Consider the following 18,211-nt stretch of genomic DNA (forward strand, 5'->3'; position numbering starts at 1 on the left):
CTCACGGATGGTCCGCTCCCAGCGCTGGAAGGGCGCCGCCTTCACGGTGCCCTTCCAGCTCGGCTTCGTCTTCCTCTACCTGATCCCGATCGGGTACGCGGTCTACCAGTCGCTGTACCGTTCGCACTCCTTTGGGCTGGGCCTCGGCGGCAGCACGGACGAGTTCTCGGGACTGGCCAACTACCGGCAGGGCCTTACGGATTGGGCGTTCCTCGACTCGGTCCTCCGGGTGCTGGTGTTCGCCTGCGTACAGATCCCCGTGATGCTCCTGATCAGTCTTCTCCTGGCGCTCTCCCTGGACGCGCTGACGTCCCGGGTGGCGGGCCGCTTCCGGGTCCTGCTCCTCGTGCCCTACATGATCCCGGGTGTGGTGGCGGCGATCGTCTGGATCAACCTCTACAGCCCGGACGTCGGCCCGCTCACCCCGCTGGGCAAGGCGTTCGGACTGACCTGGAACTTCTTCGCGCCGTCGATGGTGTGGCCGTCCATCGGCAATCTGCTGACCTGGCACGGCATCGGCTACAACATGGTGATCATCTACTCGGCGCTGCAGGGCGTCCCGCGTGAACTCTTCGAGGCGGCACGGCTGGACGGCGCATCCGAGCGCCGAATCGCGCTGAGTATCAAAGTCCCGTTCGTCCGGGGCGCGTTGGTCCTCACCGGCATGCTGTCGATCATCCAGATGCTCCAGATCTTCAACGAGCCGGCCCTGTTCCGGAACGTCACACCGCAGACGGTCAGCGACAGCTTCACCCCGATCATGGTGATCTACAACCAGGCCTTCAACGCGGGCAACTACCACTACGCGGCGGCCCTTTCGGTGCTGCTGGCCCTGGTCCTCGGCGTCGCCAGCTTCCTCTTCTACCGGCTGACCTCCAAGGAGGCCGACTGATGACACTTACCGCGGAACGGTCGAGGACGAACCCCGTGCGACGCATCGGCAAGCCGGACCCGGCGGCCCGCTCACGAGGCGGCCAGCGGTTCCTTCTCGTCGGACTGGTCCTGGCGAGCGCGTACAGCCTCTTCCCGGTCTGGTGGCTGCTCGTCGCCGCGACCAAGGACCGTACCGCCCTCTACCAGAGCAACGGCCTCTGGTTCTCGGGCTGGCACTTCTGGAGCAATCTGCACCAGCTGTTCACCTACGAGGACGGCATCTTCCTGCGCTGGACGGCCAACTCCTTCCTCTACGCGGGAGTCGGCTCGCTCGGCGGCACGCTCATCGCGCTCGCCACGGGCTACGGCCTGGCCCGCTTCCAGTTCCCCGGCCGCAGCCTCGTCTTCGCCTGCGTGGTCGGCTCCTTCCTGGTCCCGATCGCCCTGCTCACCCTCCCGCTGTATCTGCTGTTCTCGAAGATCGGCCTGGTGGACACCCCTTGGGCGATGCTGATCCCCTGTCTGGTCAACCCGTTCAGCGTCTACCTGGCGAAGGTGTACACCGAGGCCACGGTCCCGTACGAACTCCTCGAAGCGGCCCGCATAGACGGCGCGGGCGAACTGCGCATCTTCTTCTCGATCGTGCTGCGCATGATGACGACGGGCGGCGCGACGGTCTTCCTGCTGGCCTTCGTCAACACCTGGAACGCGTTCTTCCTCCCCCTCACGGTCCTGCGCGGCGAGGAGAACTGGACCCTGAACCTGGGCCTGTACAACTGGTCCGGCAAACGCCTCGAATCCGGGGTGGACCTGACCGGTCTGGTCCTGACCGGCGCCCTGCTCTCCATCGTCCCGATGGCCGTCATGATGATCGCGATGCGCCGCTACTGGCGCACGGGCGTCACGCTGGGAGCCCTCAAGTGACCGTGCTGCACAACCCGGTGATCCGCGGCTTCGCCCCCGACCCGTCACTGGTCCGGGCCGGCGACTGGTACTACCTGGCGACCAGTTCCTTCGAGTGGTTCCCGACGATCCCGATCCACCGCTCCCGCGACCTGGCCCACTGGGAGTACGCGGGCCATGTCGAGGGCGCGGCCCCCGGCGACTCCCTGGCCGGTGTCCCCGACTCGGGCGGCATCTGGGCCCCGTCGCTGAGCTGGGACGGGGTGCGCTTCTGGGTGACGTACTCGATCGTCCGCTCGGTCGGCACCCGGTACTTCGACCTGGACACATACGTCAGTACGGCCATGGACGTGCCGGGCCCGTGGACTCCCCCGCGCCGGGTCCCGAGCCACGGCTTCGACCCCGCCCTCTTCCACGACAACGGCCGTATCTGGCTCCTCAACATCCAGAACGACCACCGCCCGGGCGGCCGGCGCTTCGCGGGAATCGTCGCCACGGAACTGGACCCGGAGACGCTCACCACCGTCGGTACGACCCGACTCCTGCTCCAGCACGACGGGTTGATCGAGGGCCCGAAGCTGCTGAAACGGGACGGCTGGTACGTCCTGGTCCTGGCGGAGGGCGGGACGGGTTTCGAGCACGGGGTGCGGGTGGCCCGCAGCAGGAACCTCACGGGCCCGTACGACCTCGACGAACGTCCGCTGCTGACGACACGGGACGACCCTGACTGGCCGTTGCAGAAGGCTGGACATGCGGAGTTGGTCCAGACCCCGGAGGGCGCCTGGTTCCTGAGCCACTTGACGGCACGCCCGCTGCAGACACCGCAAGGACCGAGATGCCCCCTCGGCCGGGAGACGGCGATCCAGGCGGTGACCTGGGACGCGGAGGGCTGGCCGAGACTCCGCCACGGAGACACCCGCCCGGCGCTCACGGTCGAGACGCCTCAACAGGAACGCCCCTTGAGGGGCTCGGGGCTGCACACGATATGCGGCTACTGCCGCGTGGGCGCGACCAGCCCCCACCGGCCCGCAGCCAACAGCACAAACCCCTACTTCACCCTCCGCTCCCCCGCAGACCCCTCCTGGATAGACCCCACCACCCGCCCCGGCTGGCTACGCCTCCGCGGCCACCACGGCCCCGACTCCCTCTGGTCCCACAACCTCCTCGCCCGCCGCATCACCGAACACCGCACACAGGCCCAAGTCACCCTCCAGGCAAGCCCGTCCACCTTCACCCAGGCCGCCGGCCTGCTCCTCTGGTACAACACCTCGGCCTACTACGCCCTCGACCTCACCTGGTCGGAACCGGAAGGCGAAGCGCAACACGGCCAGCAATGGCAGCACAAGGGCCGAACCGTACTCACCCTGACCGCACGCGACGAAGGCGAAACCCGCAGACCGGCCGTCGTGGAAGTCGACGCGACCGCCCCGCTCACCCTCGGCGTCACGGTCGACGGCGCCGACGCCCGCTTCTGGTACGAAACCGACCGCACCCGCCACCCCCTCGGCCCGCCCCTCGACTTCACCCGCCACCCCCTCGGCCCGCCCCTCGACTTCACCCGCCTCTCCGAGGGAGTGTCTGATCGTTTGTGGGTGGCCTGGTGTGGTTGTTCGTGATTAGCGGTCGGTGACGCGGTCGCCGTAGTAGCTGGCGAGGCTGTTGATGGCCTGTTTCCAGGCGGGTGTCCGTCCGGTGACGTTGGGGCGGTTCTTGATCGGGTTGCGGATGACCAGGTAGAGCACCTTCAAGGCCGCGTCGTCGTCGGGGAAGTGCCCGCGTCGTCGGGTGGCCTGGCGGAAGCGGGAGTTGAGGGATTCGATCATGTTCGTGGTGTAGACGACACGTCGGATCGGGGCCGGGAAGCGCATGAACACGATCACGTGCTCCCAGCTGCGGCGCCATGTATCGACCACGGCCGGGTAGCGCTGGCCCCACTCCTCCTCGAAGCGGGCGAACCGCTGCTCGGCCTCATCTGCGGTTTTGGCGGTGTAGACCTCGCGCAGTTGCTTCGCGATGGCGCCCCAGTGCTGCTTGGCTGCGTAGCGCAGGCTCGTGCGGACGAGGTGGACCACGCAGAGCTGGACATCGGCCTGGGGCCAGACATCGTTGACCGACTCCGGCAGGCCTTTCAGCCCGTCGCAGCAGGCGATCAGGACGTCCTGGACGCCGCGGTTGCGTAGTTCGGTCAGCCAGGTCATCCACTGCTTGGCGCCCTCACCGCCCGTGCCGACCCACATCCCGAGCACGTCGCGGTCGCCGTCGAGGTTGATGCCGACGGCGATGTAGACGGGCTTGTTCGCGACGGCGCCGTCGCGAATCTTGATGTAGATGCAGTCGATCAGCAGGACCGCGTAGATGCGGTCGAGCGGGCGGGTGCGCCAGACGGCGAGGTCGGCTGCGACCTGGGCGGTGGCACGGGAGACCAGGTCGCGGGAGACCTCCACGTCGTAGATCTCCGCGAGGTGGGCCTGGATCTCCCCGGTCGTGAGCCCCTTGGCGTAGAGGGAGACGATGGTCTCCGAGAAGCCGTCGACGCGCCGGGCGTGCTTGGGCACGATCTGCGGGGTGAAACTGCCAGTCCGGTCGCGGGGGATGTCAATGGTCACCGGTCCGACCTGCGAGAGCACGGTCTTGCGGCTGGTGCCGTTGCGGTGGTTGCCCGAGCCCGCGCCGGCCGCATCGCCCTTCTCGTAGCCCAGGTGCTCGGCCATCTCGGCCTCCAGCGCACCCTCCAGGACCAGTTTCACCAGCCCCGTCAGCAGCCCGTTCTCGCCGACCAGTTGCAGCCCGTCCCGGCGGGCCCGCTCGATCAGGCTCTCGGCCAGCCCCCGGTCCTGCTCAGTCGCTGCTTGCGCCAACTCCGCCCCCGTCCGCACCTGATGCTCGTTACCCTCGGGGCCACTCTCGTTCGTACTGCCCATCGTGATCCTTCCCGGCAGAGAACCCATCTCATGCCAACTCGGGTCACACCAGGCCAAACACAAACTTCAGGACAGTCCCCTCTCCGACGACCACGGCTCCCGGCTCCGGTTCACCGGAGCGCTCGTCGCAATCCATGCCGTAGACCTCGTAGACGCCTCTTTCACCGCGGATTTCACGGACTTCCACGTCATTTGCACACCGGACTGATCCGACCGCCATTGTTCGAAGTTTCGAAAGTCCCGCCACCAGTGATCCCGCGAATTCCCAGGTCTTCACGCCGTGTTGACGTGCACCTATCGTAGGAAGCGCTTACTGCACGGCTTGTACGCAGACCGCGGAAGCAGCGTTGGTCGCAACTTTCGTTACTTTCGTTGGCCCAAAGGCGGGCCGGAGAGGCGGGTTCCCCATGGTCCGTGCCGGGGGTACGAGCGTGGCGGCAGCCGGTCCGACACTGGCGGTGGTGGCCCGCGAGGCGGGCGTCTCCGTACCGACCGCGTCGAAGGTGGTCAACGGCCGTGACGACGTGGCCCCCGAGACCCGGCGCCGGGTCACCGAGGCCCTCGAACGGCTCGGCTATGTCCGCCGGCCCCGTTTCGACGCGGCGAAGGCCCCCGTCCTGATCGACCTGGTCGTGCACTCGCTGGACAGTTCGTGGTCGGGCGCGGTGCTGCACGGGGTGGAGGAGGCGGCGCACGAGGCGGGTCTGGAGGTCGTCGTGTCGGCGGGGCCGACCCGGACGCGGGCCGGCCGCCCGGAGCGCGGCTGGCTGGACAAGCTCACCGTGCGCGGCTCCTCGGGAGTGCTGTTCAACCTGGCCGAGCTGACCCAGGCCCAGTACGCCTGGCTGGACCACCACCGGATCCCGTACGTGCTGATCGACCCCGTCCACGAGCCCCCTGCGGGAGCCGTGTCGGTCGGGGCCGCGAACTGGCAGGGCGGGGTGACCGCGACCGAGCACCTGCTCGCGCTGGGGCATGAGCGGATCGCGGTGATCGCCGGCAGCCGGCGCAAGATGTGCAGCAGCGCCCGGGTGGCCGGCTACCGCTCGGCGCTCGCCTCGGCGGGTCTGCGTCATCGTGGCGAGTACGTCCGGCACGCGGGTTTCGACGAGGGCACGGCCCGGCATCGTATGCACGAACTGCTCGACCTGCCGGAGCCGCCGACCGCCGTGTTCGTCTGTTCGGACCGGATGGCGCTCGGGGCGTACACGGCGCTGGCCGAGCGCGGGCTGCGAGTGCCGGACGACATCAGCGTGGTCGGCTTCGACGATCTGCCGGAGGCGCGCTGGGGGTCCCCCGCGCTGACCACGGTCCGCCAGCCGCTGTCGGAGATGGCGGCCACGGCGCTGCGGCTGCTGGTGCGGCTGATGCACGGGGACCGCCCGGAGGGCACCCGGACGGAGCTGTCGACGCGGCTGGTGGAGCGGGCCAGCACGGCGGCGCCGGCGGCCCGTTCGGCCGTACGACGGTGACCGCGGCCTGTTCATGATCGTTTCCCGGGCATGAAACTCACCCCGCGTACCGCGGCGGCCTGCGCCCTGACCGCCGCCGCCCTGACCATGGCGTTGGGCACCGCCCACGCCACGACCCTGACCGTCGCCCCGGCCCGGCAGCATGCCACGGTGGCCGCCCCGGCCGACGAGCACGACCCGAAGGAGGACGTGGAACTGGACGAGAACGGCCGCCCGGACCTGGGCGAGGACTGAGCCGGAGCGCCCCGGCAGGGGCGGGGGAACTGCGCGACCCGTCACCACGGTCCCGCAGTTCCCCACTCGCCGGTCTCTCAGTCGTCGTCGGCCTGGCGCGGCTCGCCCATCAACGCCTGGATCGCGTCCACGGCGCTGCCGTCGTGGTCGCTGCCGGCGTCACCCCTCCCGGTCTGGAGGTTCGCCGTGCGGTCCACCTCCAGGATGGAGTCCGCGTGGGAGTTGTCCAGCACCGTGATCAGGCTCCCGCCCGCGTACGCGGGAGCCGCGGTCGCAGCGAGCAGCGCCGCGGCGACGGCAGCGGCCGCCCGCAACCGCGTCACACGCCCACGCCCTCGGACTCGGGCTCGTCGAGCCGCTCCCGGGCGATGTTGCGCTCCAGGAGGGTCGTGGACGCCTTGACGCCGACCCCGCTCGCCGCGTCCACCTGGGGCAGTCGGCCGTCCGCCGCCCTGAGGTCGCTGAGCGCGGAGTCCATCGCCTCATGCGCGGCGAACAGACAGGGCGTGGAGTAGATCGCGACGTCGACGCCGAGATCGTCCAGTTCCGTGAGGGAGAGCCTGGGCGACTTGCCGCCGGCGATCTGGTTGAACAGCAGCGGCTTGTCGCCGACGACCTTGCGGATGCGGCGGATCCACTCCTCGCTGCGCACCCCGTCGACGAGGACAACGTCGGCGTCGGTGGCGGCGAGCCGCTCCGCGCGGTGCAGGATGTCGTGCTCGTCGGTGGCGTCCGTACGGGCCACGACGACCAGGTCCGTGCGGGTCTCCAGGACCTTCTCCAGCTTCTCCAGGTACTCGTCCAGCGGCAGCACCTGCTTGCCGTCGGCGTGCCCGCAGCGTCGGGGCCGCTTCTGGTCCTCCAGAATCACCCCGGAGGCGCCGATCCGTTCCAGCCCCTCCACGACATGGCAGGCGACCTCGGGGTCGACGTACCCGTCGTCGATGTCGACCAGCAGATGGTGGTGCGGGAACGCGCCCCGCAGCCGCTGGACGAAGGCCACCATGTCGGGCCAGGCGATGAATCCGATGTCCGGCAGGCCGTAGTACGACGCGGCGAAGCCGAAGCCGGAGACGAACATCCCGTCGTAGTGCTTGGCCGCGATCGATGCCGAGTACATGTCGTACACGCCGATCAGCGGGGTGGTCCCCGGCCCGGCGATCTGTTCGCGCAGCTTCTTCCCGTAAGTCAAGGTCCGGCTCCTCCGGTGGGTGGGTGGCGCGAGGTCCTGGTGGATCTCCGCGTCTCGACGCCCTTTGCCAAGACAAGAGCATCTCTAGATACGCACGTGACCATCTCCGTGCGCGACCTTTACTCACTCCAATGGCGGATGCGGTTCACCGGAGAAACGTCACTGGTCGAGCCGGGCGGCCCAGCCGATACCGCCGTACAGGTGGGCCAGGAAGCGGGGATCCCGGTAGGCCTCGCGGGCGTGCCCCAGGGCCGTGTAGAACACCCGTCCGGCCCCTTGCTCACGGCACCAGGCCAGCGGATGGTCGTCGCCCATCCCGCCCCCGTCGTACGACGTCTCGTCGGCGCGCAGCAGTACCCGCGCCCGGCCCCGCGGGTTGTCGCGGAAGTCGTACCACTCGTCGGTGAAGTCCCAGACGGCGGGCAGCTGCCGGGTCGCCGGATGGCCGTGGTCCTCGACGAGCGCCCTGCCGGGCTGGTACCGGGGGTGGCGGTCGAAGCGGGCGCCGAGGAGTTCGCCGTAGTACGGCCATGCGTACTCGGTGTCGGCCGCCGCGTGGACACCGGCGAAGCCGCCGCCCGCCTCGACGTAGGCGGCCAGCCCGGCACGCCCTGCCTGGGTCAGGATCTCGCCGCTGGTGGAGAGGAAGACGACGGCCGCGTACCCGTCCAGCGTCTGTTCGAGCGCGGCCGGGTCCTCGGTGGCGTCCACCTCGAACCCGGTGAACTCCCGTACGGCGGCGATGCCGTCGGGTATCGAGTCGTGGCGGTAGCCGGTGGTGCGGGTGAGCAGGAGCAGTCGAAGGGGCATGCCCGCATGGTCGCCCACCGGCCGGGAGGGCTCAAAGGCCCGGTGTCGGCACGCTGTTGTCGGGTGCGCCGTCCCCGTTGGACGGCAGGTCGCCGCGCTGTACGGGTTCGGAGTCGGTGAAGGCCGGGTCGGGCGTGGGCAGCAGGGTGTCGAGCTCGGCGGCCGAGGGACGGTGGACCCCGCGCAGCGCCTTGCCCAGCGCGGCGTCGGAGGCCCCGCCCTCACCCTCCAGCCACACCACACAGTCCTTCTTCGCCACCTGGTACTTGTGGTGTCCCGCGTTGCGCGGGTGGTCGGTGTAGAGGTGGATGACGGCGCCCGTGCTGTCCGTGTAGGCGGCGGAGAAACCGTCGTCGCCCTGTACGCCGACGGACTGCTGGGCGAGGGTGAACCCCGGTGCCTCGGTGACGTAGACCAGCTCGGGCGCCATGCCCAACGCCTTGACCCGGGCGTCGAGTTCGGCCTGGCTCGCGGGCGAACCGGAGCCCGCCTTCTCGGTGCCGCATCCGGTGAGCAGGACGGAGGCGAACAGCAAGGGCGGCAGCACGCGCAGGGCACGGATCATGCGCCCATCGTGCCGCACAGGCGTTCCACAGGCACGGGGGTTTCCCGGCGGCCGCGGTTGCCGGCCCGGGGCTACGACGCCGGCACCCCGCATCCCCTTCGGCTGGAGGTCCGATTCGTTCAAGACCGACGACCGGCCCCCGCCTACGGTGACGCCATGACTCCACGATTCGCCGTGATCGGTCTCGTCGCCTCCGACCTGACCGCGTCCCTCGCCTTCTACCGTCGCCTCGGCCTGGACTTCCCGCCCGGCGCCGAGGAACAGCCGCATGTCGAGGCCGAGTTGCCCGGCGGCCTCACCCTCGCCCTGGACACGGAGGAGACGATCCGCTCCTTCCACCCGGCCTGGCACCCGCCGGCCGGCGGCGGCCGGGTGTCACTCGCCTTCCGCTGCGCGTCGCCCGCCGAGGTGGACACGGTGTACGAGGACCTGGTCGTCGCCGGCCACCACGGCGAGCTGAAGCCCTGGGACGCCTTCTGGGGCCAGCGTTACGCCACGGTCCACGACCCCGACGGCAACGGCGTCGACCTGTTCGCCCCGCTACCGCAGTAGTCCGGTCAGCGGCACGCCCGCCAACTCCCTGACGTCACGGGAGAGGTGTGACTGATCCGCATACCCGGCCCGAACGGCCGTCTCCGCGAGCGGCACCCCGGCCCGGGCGAGCGAGAGCGCCCGCTGCATCCGGAGCACCCGGGCGAGGGTCTTGGGTCCGTAGCCGAAGGACGCCAGCGACCGCCGATGCAACTGACGTGCACCGAGGCCGAGTTCACCGGCGATGGCCGCCACCGGGCACCCCGCGCCCAGCGCTTCGACGAGTCGCGACGGCAACGGGTCCGCAGGCAGGGCCCGTTCGAGCACGATCTCTTCGAGCGCGGCGGCCGGATCGCCGGCGCGGACGACGCGGGCGCACAGCCGCCGTACGACGGAGGCCGGCCACAGGTCACTCAACTCGACGCGCTGATCGAGGAGTTCGTGAGCCGGTACGCCGAGGAAGGCGGGCGCGGTCCCGGGGTAGAAGCGCAGGCCGGCCCATACACCCGGGAAGCCTTCGGTGACGTACGCACGCGTGTCGGGCCCGGCGACCAGCAGCCGCCCCTCGTGCCAGAGCAGATCCATACACCCGTCGGGCAGCACACGCCCCGCCCCGGCCACGGTGTTCTCCCACACGACCGCGCCGGCGAGCCGAGACGCCCTTTCCCTGTACACATGGCCCAGCGTAGACGCGCCCCCTCAGGGGCCTAAGCCACCCGATGTTCCTGCGGGCTCACTCCGTACACCCTCTTGAACGCACTCGACAGCGCGAACGCGCTCCCGTACCCCACCCGCCGAGCGATCGCCTCCAGCGTGTCGTCCGTGTCCCGCAGCGCGTCCGCCGCCAGGGCCAGCCGCCATCCGGTCAGATACGTCATCGGCGGCTCCCCCACCAGTTCGGCGAACCGCCGTGCCAGCGCCGCCCGGGACACCCCCGCCTTCGCCGCCAGCGAGGCGACCGTCCACGGATGGGCGGGGTCGTCCTGAACCAGCCGCAGCACCCGCCCGACCACCGGGTCCGCCAGCGCCCGGTACCAGCCGGCCGCCTCCCCCTCCGGCCGGGAGAACCACGCCCGGAGCGCGGCGATGACCAGCAGGTCGAGCAGCCGGTCGAGGACGACCTCCTGCCCGGGTTCGTCGCGGACGATCTCCGCCATCAGCAGCGGGGTGAGCGGACACTCCCACACGTCGGCGCCGAGCGTCAGCAACGGCGGCAGCACGTCCAGCAGCCGCCCGCCCATCTCGCCCCGCATCAGATACGTGCCGATGAACAGCACCGTGCCACTGGCCGGGCTGTCGCCCCAGGTGCGGACGCCCAGGTCCATGGAGCCGTTGAGCGGCCGCCCGTCGGGGTAGGCGCACTCGGCGCCGGGCAGGATCAGCGCCTGCGGGGCCGTACCGGGATCGTCGGCGCAGGTGTACGCGTCGGGGCCGCGGGCGATGGCGAGGTCGCCGGCCCGCAGCCGTACCGGATCTCCCGCGTCCGGCAGGACCCAGGCGTCGCCGCGGACCATGAGCATCACGGTGAGCGGGGCGCGGTCCTCGACCCGCACGCTCCACGGCGGGTCGAAACACGCGCGGATCATGAAGGCGCCACGCGCGCGAGGGCCCTCCAGCAGGCCTGCGAGAGCGTCCATGGGGCCAGCGTAGACGCGCGCTTATGGGAATGAGCCGTTCCGTGATGGGCGCCCGCGGCGGCCCGGCGGTTCACTGGCTGACATGACCTCGAATGCACAGGACAAGGCGCAGGACACAGCGCGGAACACGCGGGGCATGACGGTGGTGGTGACCGGTGCGACCGGTCGTACGGGGAGCCGGGTCGCCGAGGCGGCGCGGGCCGCGGGTCTGACCGTGCGGCCGGCCTCGCGGGCGCAGGGCTTCGACTGGCGGGACCGGTCGACATGGGCTGGCACCCTGCGCGGCGCCGACGCGGCGTACCTGGTGTATCCGACGGACGTCGGCTCGCCGGAGGCGACGCACGCGGTGGGGCTGCTGGCGCATGAGGCGGTCTCGCTCGGTGTGCGCCGGCTCGTGCTGCTCTCCTCGCGGGGCGAGGTGCAGGCGCGGCCGACGGAGGAGGCGCTGCGGGAGTCGGGGGCGCAGTGGACGGTCGTCCGGGCGTCGTGGTTCGCGCATAACTTCAGCGAGGGCCCGCTGGTCGCGGGGTTGCGGGAGAGCGGGGAGCTGGTGTTCCCGGGCGGTGCGGTGCGGGAGCCGTTCGTCGACCTCCGGGACGTCGCGGAGGTGGTGGTGGCGGTCCTGACGGGCGGCGACCGGTACGCCGGTCGGGCCCTGGCCGTCTCCGGGCCGCGGCTGCTCACCTTCGGCGAGGCGGTCGCGGAGATCTCGGCGGCGACGGGCCGGGAGCTGGCCTACCGGGCGGTGACGGCCCGGGAGTACGGCTCGGACCTGGCCGCCTTCGGGGTGCCGGCGGAGGAGGCCGAGTTCCTGGTGGAGCTGTTCGAGTCCCTGCTGGACGGCCGGAACTCCTACCTCTCGGACGGGGTACAGGAGGTACTGGGCCGGGCGCCCCGGGACTTCGCGGACTTCGCCCGGGAGACAGCGGCGACCGGCGTCTGGCAACCCTGACGGCCTCAAGTGCCCTTGCTCTCCGGCTTGTGTGGCGGATGGCTGCTCTTCACGTGGGTGCGCAGGCGGGCCGTGACGTCCTCGGGGGGCAGGAAGCGGGACCAGCGCTCCGGGAACTCGGAGGGCATGTCGGGGTCGTCGGGGTCGGCCTCGCGGGCCGCGGCGGCGCGGGCGACGTACTCGACGACCTGGGCCTCGCGCAGCCGTTCGTTGGCGGCGCGGGCCGCGGCCGTGGCCGCGGCCGGCCAGACGCGGTCGATCGCGGCGTTCACGGCGGCGCCGACCAGCACGGCGAAGGCCGACACGCCGATCCACAGGAGCACGGCGACGGACGCGGCGAGCGAGCCGTAGATCGTGGCGCCCTCGATGGTGTGGGTGAGGTAGATGCGCAGCAGGAAGCTGCCGAGGACCCACATGGCGAGGGCGACCAGGGCCCCGGGCACGTCCTCGATCCACGGGGAGCGGACGGGCACGGACACGTGGTACAGCGTGGTCAGGAAGACGATGGACAGGACGATCACGACCGGCCAGTACAGGACCTGTACGAGCGTCTCCGACCAGGGCACGACCCGGACCACCGCGTCCGGCCCGGCGACCATCAGCGGCAGCGCGATCGAGCCGATCAGCAGCGCGGCGATGAAGAGCAGGAAGGAGACGATCCGGGTCTTCACGATGCCCCGGACGCCGTCGAGGCCGTACATCACGGTGATCGTGTCGATGAAGACGTTCACCGCGCGGGAGCCCGACCACAGGGCGAACAGGAAGCCGATGGAGATGACGTCGGGGCGGCCGCCGCGGACCACGTCGTGCAGGATCGGCTGCGCGATCTCCTTCACGCCCTTGTCGGACAGGACCGTACGGGAGGCGTCCAGGAGGTTGGCCTGGAGACTGGCGATGGTGTGGGCGCCGGTCCAGTCGTCGACGTAGGCGAGCAGTCCGATGAGGCTGAGCAGCAGCGGCGGCACGGACAGCAGGGTGAAGAAGGCGGCTTCGGCGGCGAGGCCGAGGATGCGGTACTCCATGCAGGAATTGACGGTGTCCTTGAGCAGCAGCCAGGCCGTCCTGCGCTTGGAGACGTTCCGGTAGAGGGCTCTGGCCCGGTGGAGCCGGCCGGAGGGCCGCTCGGGGGTATCGCTTGCTGGCTGCACGCCCTAACGGTATCCGCCGTCCGGGGCCGTGCTCATCTCCCGGGGTCCCGTCCGTGATCTTCCGGAACCGCGCGGGATCTTGCCGCGCGACCGGCGGGGCCGCTGTGTCAGGCTGGGGACCACCGCCGTCGCCCCGGGTAGGTTCGCAGACATGGCAGGCAACTCCACCCATACCGTGACCAACCAGCCGCCCCCGCTGGTCGGATACGACCTCTTCGCCGCCGACCGGGCCCTCGTCGAGGCCGTCGAGCGGCACACCGCCCCGGAGCTGCTCGACGAGGTACGCGCCGAGCTGTCGGGCATCGGCACCTCGGCGGGCTCGACCCAGGTGCAGGAGTGGGGGGTGCAGGCGAACGAGAACCCGCCGAGGCTGCGCACCCACGACCGCTACGGCCACCGCGTCGACGAGGTCGAGTTCCACCCGGCCTGGCACCGGATGCTCGGCAAGGGCGTGGGCGCGGGCCTGACCACCGGGTGGGTACGGCCGTCCGGGCACGTCCGGCGCGCGGCCGCGTTCCTGGTCTGGACCCAGGTCGAGGCCGGCAACTGCTGCCCGCTGTCGATGACGAACGCGGCGGTGCCCGTGCTGCGCACGGACCCGGAGCTGGCCGCCGTCTGGGAGCCGCTGCTGACGTCCACGATCTACGACCGTGAGCTGCGGCCCGCCGCGGCGAAGGCCGGTGCTCTGTTCGGCATGGGCATGACGGAGAAGCAGGGCGGCAGCGACGTACGCGCGAACACCACCGCCGCCGTCCCGCTCGCCGAGTCCGGGACGTACGCGCTCACCGGCCACAAGTGGTTCTGCTCGGCGCCGATGTCGGACGGCTTCCTGGTGCTGGCCCAGGCGCCCGCCGGGCTCACCTGCTTCCTCGTCCCCCGGGTACTGGAGGACGGCACCCGCAACGTCTTCCTCCTCCAGCGTCTCAAGGACAAGCTCGGCAACCGGTCCAACGCGTCGGGCGAGGTCGAGTTCGACGGGACCTGGGCGCGGCGCGTGGGCGAGGAGGGGCGCGGGGTGCGGACCATCATCGAGATGGTCGCCGCGACCCGGCTGGACTGTGTGCTGGGCTCGGCGGGGCTGATGCGGCAGGCGGTGGCACAGGCCGTGCACCACTGCACGCACCGCGAGGCGTTCGACGGGAAGCTGGCCGACAAGCCGCTGATGCGCAACGTGCTGGCGGACCTCGCGATCGAGTCGGAGGCCGCGACGGTGCTCGCACTCCGGCTGGCCGCCGCCTACGACGACGGGAGCGAGGCCGAACAGGCGCTGCTGCGGCTGGCGTTGCCGGCCGCCAAGTACTGGGTGACCAAGCGCTGTACGCCGGTGACGGTGGAGGCGGCCGAATGCCTGGGCGGCAACGGCTACGTGGAGGAGTCGGGCCTGCCCCGGCTGGTCCGCGAGTCCCCCCTCAACTCGGTCTGGGAGGGCGCCGGCAACATCCAGGCCCTGGACGTCCTGCGGGCGCTGCAACGCGAACCGGGCGCCCTGGACGCCTACCTCCAGGAGATCGGCCGGGCCCATGGCGCGGACCACCGCCTGGACCGGGCGGTCAAGGACCTCTTCTCCGAACTGGCCGACCTGGGGGGCATGGAGGGCCGGGCACGACGGCTGGTGGAACGCCTGGCGACGGTCCTGCAGGGCTCACTGCTGGTCCGCTTCGCACCGACGGAGATCGCGGACGCCTTCTGCGCATCGAGGCTCGGCAACGACTGGGGTTCGTCCTTCGGCACCCTGCCGGCGACCCTGGACCTGGCGGCGGTGGTGGAGCGGGCCCGAGCTTGCTGAAGAGGCCCACCTCAACTCCCCAGGGGCGCACGGCCAAGGCGCCGCAGGCAGGGGTGGTGCTGCGCCGACACGGCACCACCCCCGCCTCGTGGCCCGTTCGAGGCCACTGACGGCGCCCTGCGAGGCGACATCGGCTCAATTTTCGGCCACCCCCGGTCCGATCACCAGGGTTGCAAGGGGTTGCAACATATCGGTGACTGTGTGCGGACTGTGTGCCTCCGCCAACGGAAAACGGCAGTATGAGACACGCAGTCGGACCGGAAACCGCCGCCCGAACGGCTTGACAGCAGTCTTTTGATGCCTTTTCCGAGGCCTATCCGGGAGGACCTCAGTGGGGAACCCGCCGATGGACGTGGCGCGACTCGCCGCGAAGGACGCGGCGCAGGCGGCGCGGGTACTGAACGAGGTGCGCGAGGCCAGACTCGCCGGACAGCGTGGGCGGCTCTCGCCCCGGCCGGTGATCGAGCAGTCCTGGGGGCGGATGCTGCGCAGCGGCGTCGACCCCGAGCACGACTTCCGTTCCGGGCTGCTGTCCGCGGACGAAGTCCGGCGCAGACGTGAGGAGTCACCGCTCAGGGACGTACTGCCGGTACTGCGCGAGGGGTTGCTTTCGGTCGCGGACATCACCCGGCACATCATGGTGGTGGCCGACGCCGACGGCCGGGTGCTGTGGCGGGAGGGTTCCTCGCCGGTGCTGCGCAAGGCGGACGGGCTGGGCTTCGAACTCGGCGCCGACTGGCGCGAAGACGTCGTCGGCACCAACGGGATCGGCACCCCGGCGGTGGTGCGCCGGCCCGTGCAGGTCTTCGCGGCCGAGCACTTCGTCCGCTCGCACGCCTCCTGGACCTGCTCCGGCGCCCCGATCACCGACCCCAGGGACGGCAGTCTCCTTGGCGTGGTGGACGTCAGCGGCCCGCTGGAGACCATGCACCCGGCGACCCTGGCCTGGGTGAACTCGGTGGCGAAGCTCGCCGAGGCCCGGCTGCGGGAGGTGCACCTGGACGCGCTGGAACGGCTGCGCGCGGTCGCCGCGCCGGTGTTGGCCCGGCTGACCGGGCAGGCACTGGTGGTGGACGCCGACGGCTGGACGGCCGCGGTCACCGGCATTCCGTATCCGCGGCGGCTCGCGCTGCCCAAGTCCCTTACACCGGGCCGCCGGTGGCTGCCCGCGCTCGGGCTGTGCTCGGTGGAGCCGCTGGCCGGGGGCTGGTTGCTGCGGGCGGTGGACGAACCGGCGCCGGCCGGCGGGGGCCGGCTCGTGCTCGACCTGGCCCGGCCGCGCCGGCCCGCGGTGACGGTGGGCGGCGGCGCGGGCTCCTGGTCCCGTGAACTGAGCCCCCGGCACGCCGAATTGCTGTATCTGCTGGCGATGCGGCGCGCCGGGCGCAGCGCGGCCGGGCTGGCCGAGGACGTGTTCGGGGACGCCTCCCGGACGGTGACCGTACGCGCCGAGATGTCCAGGATCCGGCGGTATCTGGGGGCGCTCCTCGAACACCGGCCGTACCGCTTTTGCGAGGACGCGGAGATCGAGGTGCTGCTCCCCGACGACCCGCGCGACCTGCTGCCGCAGTCGACCGCCCCGGCGGTGACGGCGGGCAGAAGGCCGGACCTCGGGCACGGGTGAGCACCCGGCCCTCCGGCGCCGTCGAACACCCCGTCCCTGGTGCCCATTCAGCACATCCAGGGCATCAGGGGAGATATGTTCCGTGTATTTGCGGGGTCTTCGAGGTACGGCGGCCCCGACTGCCGTAGCATCCCGGTACGGGCCTCCCCACCTGCTCCTCGGTCAACGTACGGACCATCAGGCGCAGTTGGCCCGCCTCGGGAGGACATATGAAGCATCGCGGCAGACACCGACGACGCAGGCGGGGTGCGGCACTGCGCGCGGCACTGGCCGGGACCGCGCTGGCGCTCACCGCGGCCGCCACGATCGTCAGCGCCTCGCAGGCCACGGTCGCCGCGGACCCCGGCGCGCTGAAGCCGCTCACCTCCACCGCCGACACCGCGCGACTGCAGCTCCAGGAGCACCTGATACCGCGCCGCTCGCTGGACCGGCTCGCCTCGGCGATGGGCGGCACGGTCGGTGTGGCCGACGTCCTGACGAGCGCCGACCACAACCTGCGCAAGGCGGCCGAATGCGACTCCGACGACCAGGATTCGCTGCCTGTCACGCCGGCGGCCGACGAGGCGTACTGCTGGGACCCCACCGACACCCTCACCGACGACTGGCGGCCGGCCTCGGTGACCACCTCCTCCGAGGCGGACGACGACGGCCTGTGGGGCGCCAACCGCGTCGTCCTCGCCGGCTGGACGCACAGCACCTCCACCGGCCCCGCCGCCTCCCGGGGTCTGGCCCGGGTCGCCGTCATCAACGGGAACGGCTCCGCCCACCCGTCCTACGCCTGGGTCCTGCTGACCGTGCCCAGCACCGACGGCACCACCTACCGGGGCCTGACCTCGCAGATCTCCGGAATGGTCTGGTACGAGGACAAGCTGCTGGTCACCACCACACTCGGCAGCGCCGACGCGCTCTACGTCTACGACCTGAACCGCATCCAGCGCACCTCGGTGATGACCCAGGCGATCGGCCGGGTGCGGGACGGCTGGTCGGCCGCCGGCTTCCGGTACGTGATGCCGGCCGTGGGCTCGTACCGCTTCACCGCCGGAGCCTGCTCGCGCAGCGGCGCACCCTGTCCGAGCGCGCTCTCCGTGGACCGCGGCACGGCCCCGGACAGCCTGGTCCTCGGCGAGTGGACCCCCGCCGACAGCGATCAGCACGCCCGGCTGTGGCGGTACGTGTTCGACGAGAGCCCGGAGCGTGCCGGGCTGCTCGCCACGGACACCTTCGGCCGGGCGGACGCGGTCGAGGCGTACCGGACCGGGGCGTCCGAGATCCGGGGCGTCCTGTCGTACCGCCCGCCGGGTGCGACGGACTCCGAGTGGTACGTCGGCCACCTGCCCGGCGCCATGGACGGGCACGGCAGCCTGTGGCGCCAGGACCTGAAGGGCGCGCGGGCGGCCGACTGCGGTTCGGACGCCTCGCACCGCTGCTGGGCCGCGGCCACCGGCTCGCTCTCCTACGCGCCGGACACGGGCGAGGTGTGGTCGGTCACGGACAGCATGCTGTTCTCGGTGCCGCTGCGCTCGATCGACGCGTCACTCGGATAGCCGGCCGCACAGCGTCGGC

19 protein-coding genes are annotated in these 18,211 nt (G+C 71.2%); 10 read left to right on the top strand and 9 right to left on the bottom strand.

Features of this window, described 5'->3' with window-relative positions:
• The first annotated feature begins 7 nt into the window (after nt 1–7).
• From EDD90_RS12460 to EDD90_RS12470, 3 genes are read left to right on the top strand one after another with little or no spacing between them, the layout of a single operon-like run.
• Nucleotides 8–892 carry a carbohydrate ABC transporter permease gene (locus EDD90_RS12460; protein ID WP_123973073.1) on the top strand — a complete coding sequence of 295 codons (885 nt, stop codon included), beginning with the start codon at nt 8–10 and terminating at the stop codon, nt 890–892.
• On the top strand, nt 892–1,797 hold the full coding sequence (locus EDD90_RS12465) for a carbohydrate ABC transporter permease (RefSeq protein WP_123973074.1): 906 nt from the start codon (nt 892–894) through the stop codon (nt 1,795–1,797). Before EDD90_RS12460 ends, EDD90_RS12465 begins: the two co-directional genes overlap by 1 nt.
• Entirely contained in the window at nt 1,794–3,392 is a 1,599-nt protein-coding gene (locus tag EDD90_RS12470) for a family 43 glycosylhydrolase (RefSeq protein WP_123973075.1), read from the top strand. Before EDD90_RS12465 ends, EDD90_RS12470 begins: the two co-directional genes overlap by 4 nt.
• On the opposite strand, the gene EDD90_RS12475 is transcribed toward EDD90_RS12470, so the two are convergent.
• Nucleotides 3,393–4,697 (bottom strand): IS256 family transposase, encoded by a 1,305-nt coding sequence (locus EDD90_RS12475; protein ID WP_260327723.1) that lies wholly within the window; start codon nt 4,695–4,697, stop codon nt 3,393–3,395.
• Between the two features lie 43 nt (nt 4,698–4,740).
• On the bottom strand, nt 4,741–4,974 hold the full coding sequence (locus tag EDD90_RS56340; protein ID WP_123973076.1) for a hypothetical protein: 234 nt from the start codon (nt 4,972–4,974) through the stop codon (nt 4,741–4,743).
• Between the two features lie 130 nt (nt 4,975–5,104).
• Here EDD90_RS56340 and EDD90_RS12485 point away from each other — a divergent pair, with 130 nt between their 5' ends.
• The gene (locus EDD90_RS12485; protein WP_123973077.1) at nt 5,105–6,169 is read left to right on the top strand and encodes a LacI family DNA-binding transcriptional regulator; all 1,065 of its coding nucleotides are present in this window, start codon (nt 5,105–5,107) and stop codon (nt 6,167–6,169) included.
• 30 nt (nt 6,170–6,199) lie between these two features.
• The gene (locus EDD90_RS12490; protein ID WP_123973078.1) at nt 6,200–6,403 is read left to right on the top strand and encodes a hypothetical protein; all 204 of its coding nucleotides are present in this window, start codon (nt 6,200–6,202) and stop codon (nt 6,401–6,403) included.
• 77 nt (nt 6,404–6,480) lie between these two features.
• Here the strand turns inward: EDD90_RS12490 and EDD90_RS12495 are convergent, their stop codons facing one another.
• From EDD90_RS12495 to EDD90_RS12510, 4 genes are all read right to left on the bottom strand, one after another.
• Nucleotides 6,481–6,726: a hypothetical protein gene (locus tag EDD90_RS12495; protein ID WP_185149057.1), complete on the bottom strand. Its 246-nt coding sequence runs from the start codon at nt 6,724–6,726 to the stop codon at nt 6,481–6,483.
• Complete coding sequence (locus EDD90_RS12500; protein WP_123973079.1) at nt 6,723–7,595, bottom strand: oxaloacetate decarboxylase; 873 nt, start codon at nt 7,593–7,595, stop codon at nt 6,723–6,725. The genes EDD90_RS12495 and EDD90_RS12500 overlap by 4 nt, the downstream gene beginning before the upstream one ends.
• A 159-nt stretch (nt 7,596–7,754) precedes the next feature.
• Nucleotides 7,755–8,405: a ThuA domain-containing protein gene (locus EDD90_RS12505; RefSeq protein ID WP_123973080.1), complete on the bottom strand. Its 651-nt coding sequence runs from the start codon at nt 8,403–8,405 to the stop codon at nt 7,755–7,757.
• A gap of 31 nt (nt 8,406–8,436) precedes the next feature.
• Nucleotides 8,437–8,970, bottom strand: a complete 534-nt coding sequence (locus EDD90_RS12510) for a membrane lipoprotein (protein ID WP_123973081.1) — start codon at nt 8,968–8,970, stop codon at nt 8,437–8,439.
• Nucleotides 8,971–9,126: 156 nt separating this feature from the next.
• Between EDD90_RS12510 and EDD90_RS12515 the strand changes: the two genes are divergently transcribed.
• A complete protein-coding gene (locus tag EDD90_RS12515) occupies nt 9,127–9,522 on the top strand; it encodes a VOC family protein (protein WP_123973082.1) in 396 nt (131 codons plus the stop codon).
• Here EDD90_RS12515 and EDD90_RS12520 read toward each other — a convergent pair.
• Together EDD90_RS12520 and EDD90_RS12525 are read right to left on the bottom strand one after the other, a co-directional pair.
• Entirely contained in the window at nt 9,511–10,176 is a 666-nt protein-coding gene (locus EDD90_RS12520) for a helix-turn-helix transcriptional regulator (protein WP_123973083.1), read from the bottom strand. The two genes, EDD90_RS12515 and EDD90_RS12520, sit on opposite strands and share 12 nt — an antisense overlap.
• A 32-nt stretch (nt 10,177–10,208) precedes the next feature.
• Nucleotides 10,209–11,138 carry an AraC family transcriptional regulator gene (locus tag EDD90_RS12525; RefSeq protein WP_123973084.1) on the bottom strand — a complete coding sequence of 310 codons (930 nt, stop codon included), beginning with the start codon at nt 11,136–11,138 and terminating at the stop codon, nt 10,209–10,211.
• A gap of 82 nt (nt 11,139–11,220) precedes the next feature.
• On the opposite strand from EDD90_RS12525, the gene EDD90_RS12530 reads away from it, so the two are divergent.
• Nucleotides 11,221–12,090 (top strand): NmrA family NAD(P)-binding protein, encoded by an 870-nt coding sequence (locus EDD90_RS12530; RefSeq protein ID WP_123973085.1) that lies wholly within the window; start codon nt 11,221–11,223, stop codon nt 12,088–12,090.
• Nucleotides 12,091–12,095: 5 nt separating this feature from the next.
• Here EDD90_RS12530 and EDD90_RS12535 read toward each other — a convergent pair whose 3' ends face one another.
• Complete coding sequence (locus EDD90_RS12535) at nt 12,096–13,238, bottom strand: YihY/virulence factor BrkB family protein (RefSeq protein ID WP_123973086.1); 1,143 nt, start codon at nt 13,236–13,238, stop codon at nt 12,096–12,098.
• A gap of 151 nt (nt 13,239–13,389) precedes the next feature.
• Between EDD90_RS12535 and EDD90_RS12540 the strand changes: the two genes are divergently transcribed.
• The 3 genes from EDD90_RS12540 (at nt 13,390) to EDD90_RS12550 (ending at nt 18,192) form a co-directional block, all read left to right on the top strand.
• Nucleotides 13,390–15,024: an acyl-CoA dehydrogenase family protein gene (locus tag EDD90_RS12540; RefSeq protein ID WP_123973087.1), complete on the top strand. Its 1,635-nt coding sequence runs from the start codon at nt 13,390–13,392 to the stop codon at nt 15,022–15,024.
• Nucleotides 15,025–15,370: 346 nt separating this feature from the next.
• Nucleotides 15,371–16,648, top strand: a complete 1,278-nt coding sequence (locus tag EDD90_RS12545; protein ID WP_185149058.1) for a GAF domain-containing protein — start codon at nt 15,371–15,373, stop codon at nt 16,646–16,648.
• 209 nt (nt 16,649–16,857) lie between these two features.
• Complete coding sequence (locus EDD90_RS12550) at nt 16,858–18,192, top strand: hypothetical protein (protein WP_123973089.1); 1,335 nt, start codon at nt 16,858–16,860, stop codon at nt 18,190–18,192.
• Nucleotides 18,193–18,211 lie beyond the last annotated feature (19 nt).

This window comes from Streptomyces sp. Ag109_O5-1 (assembly GCF_003814875.1).
Lineage (GTDB): Bacteria > Actinomycetota > Actinomycetes > Streptomycetales > Streptomycetaceae > Streptomyces > Streptomyces sasae.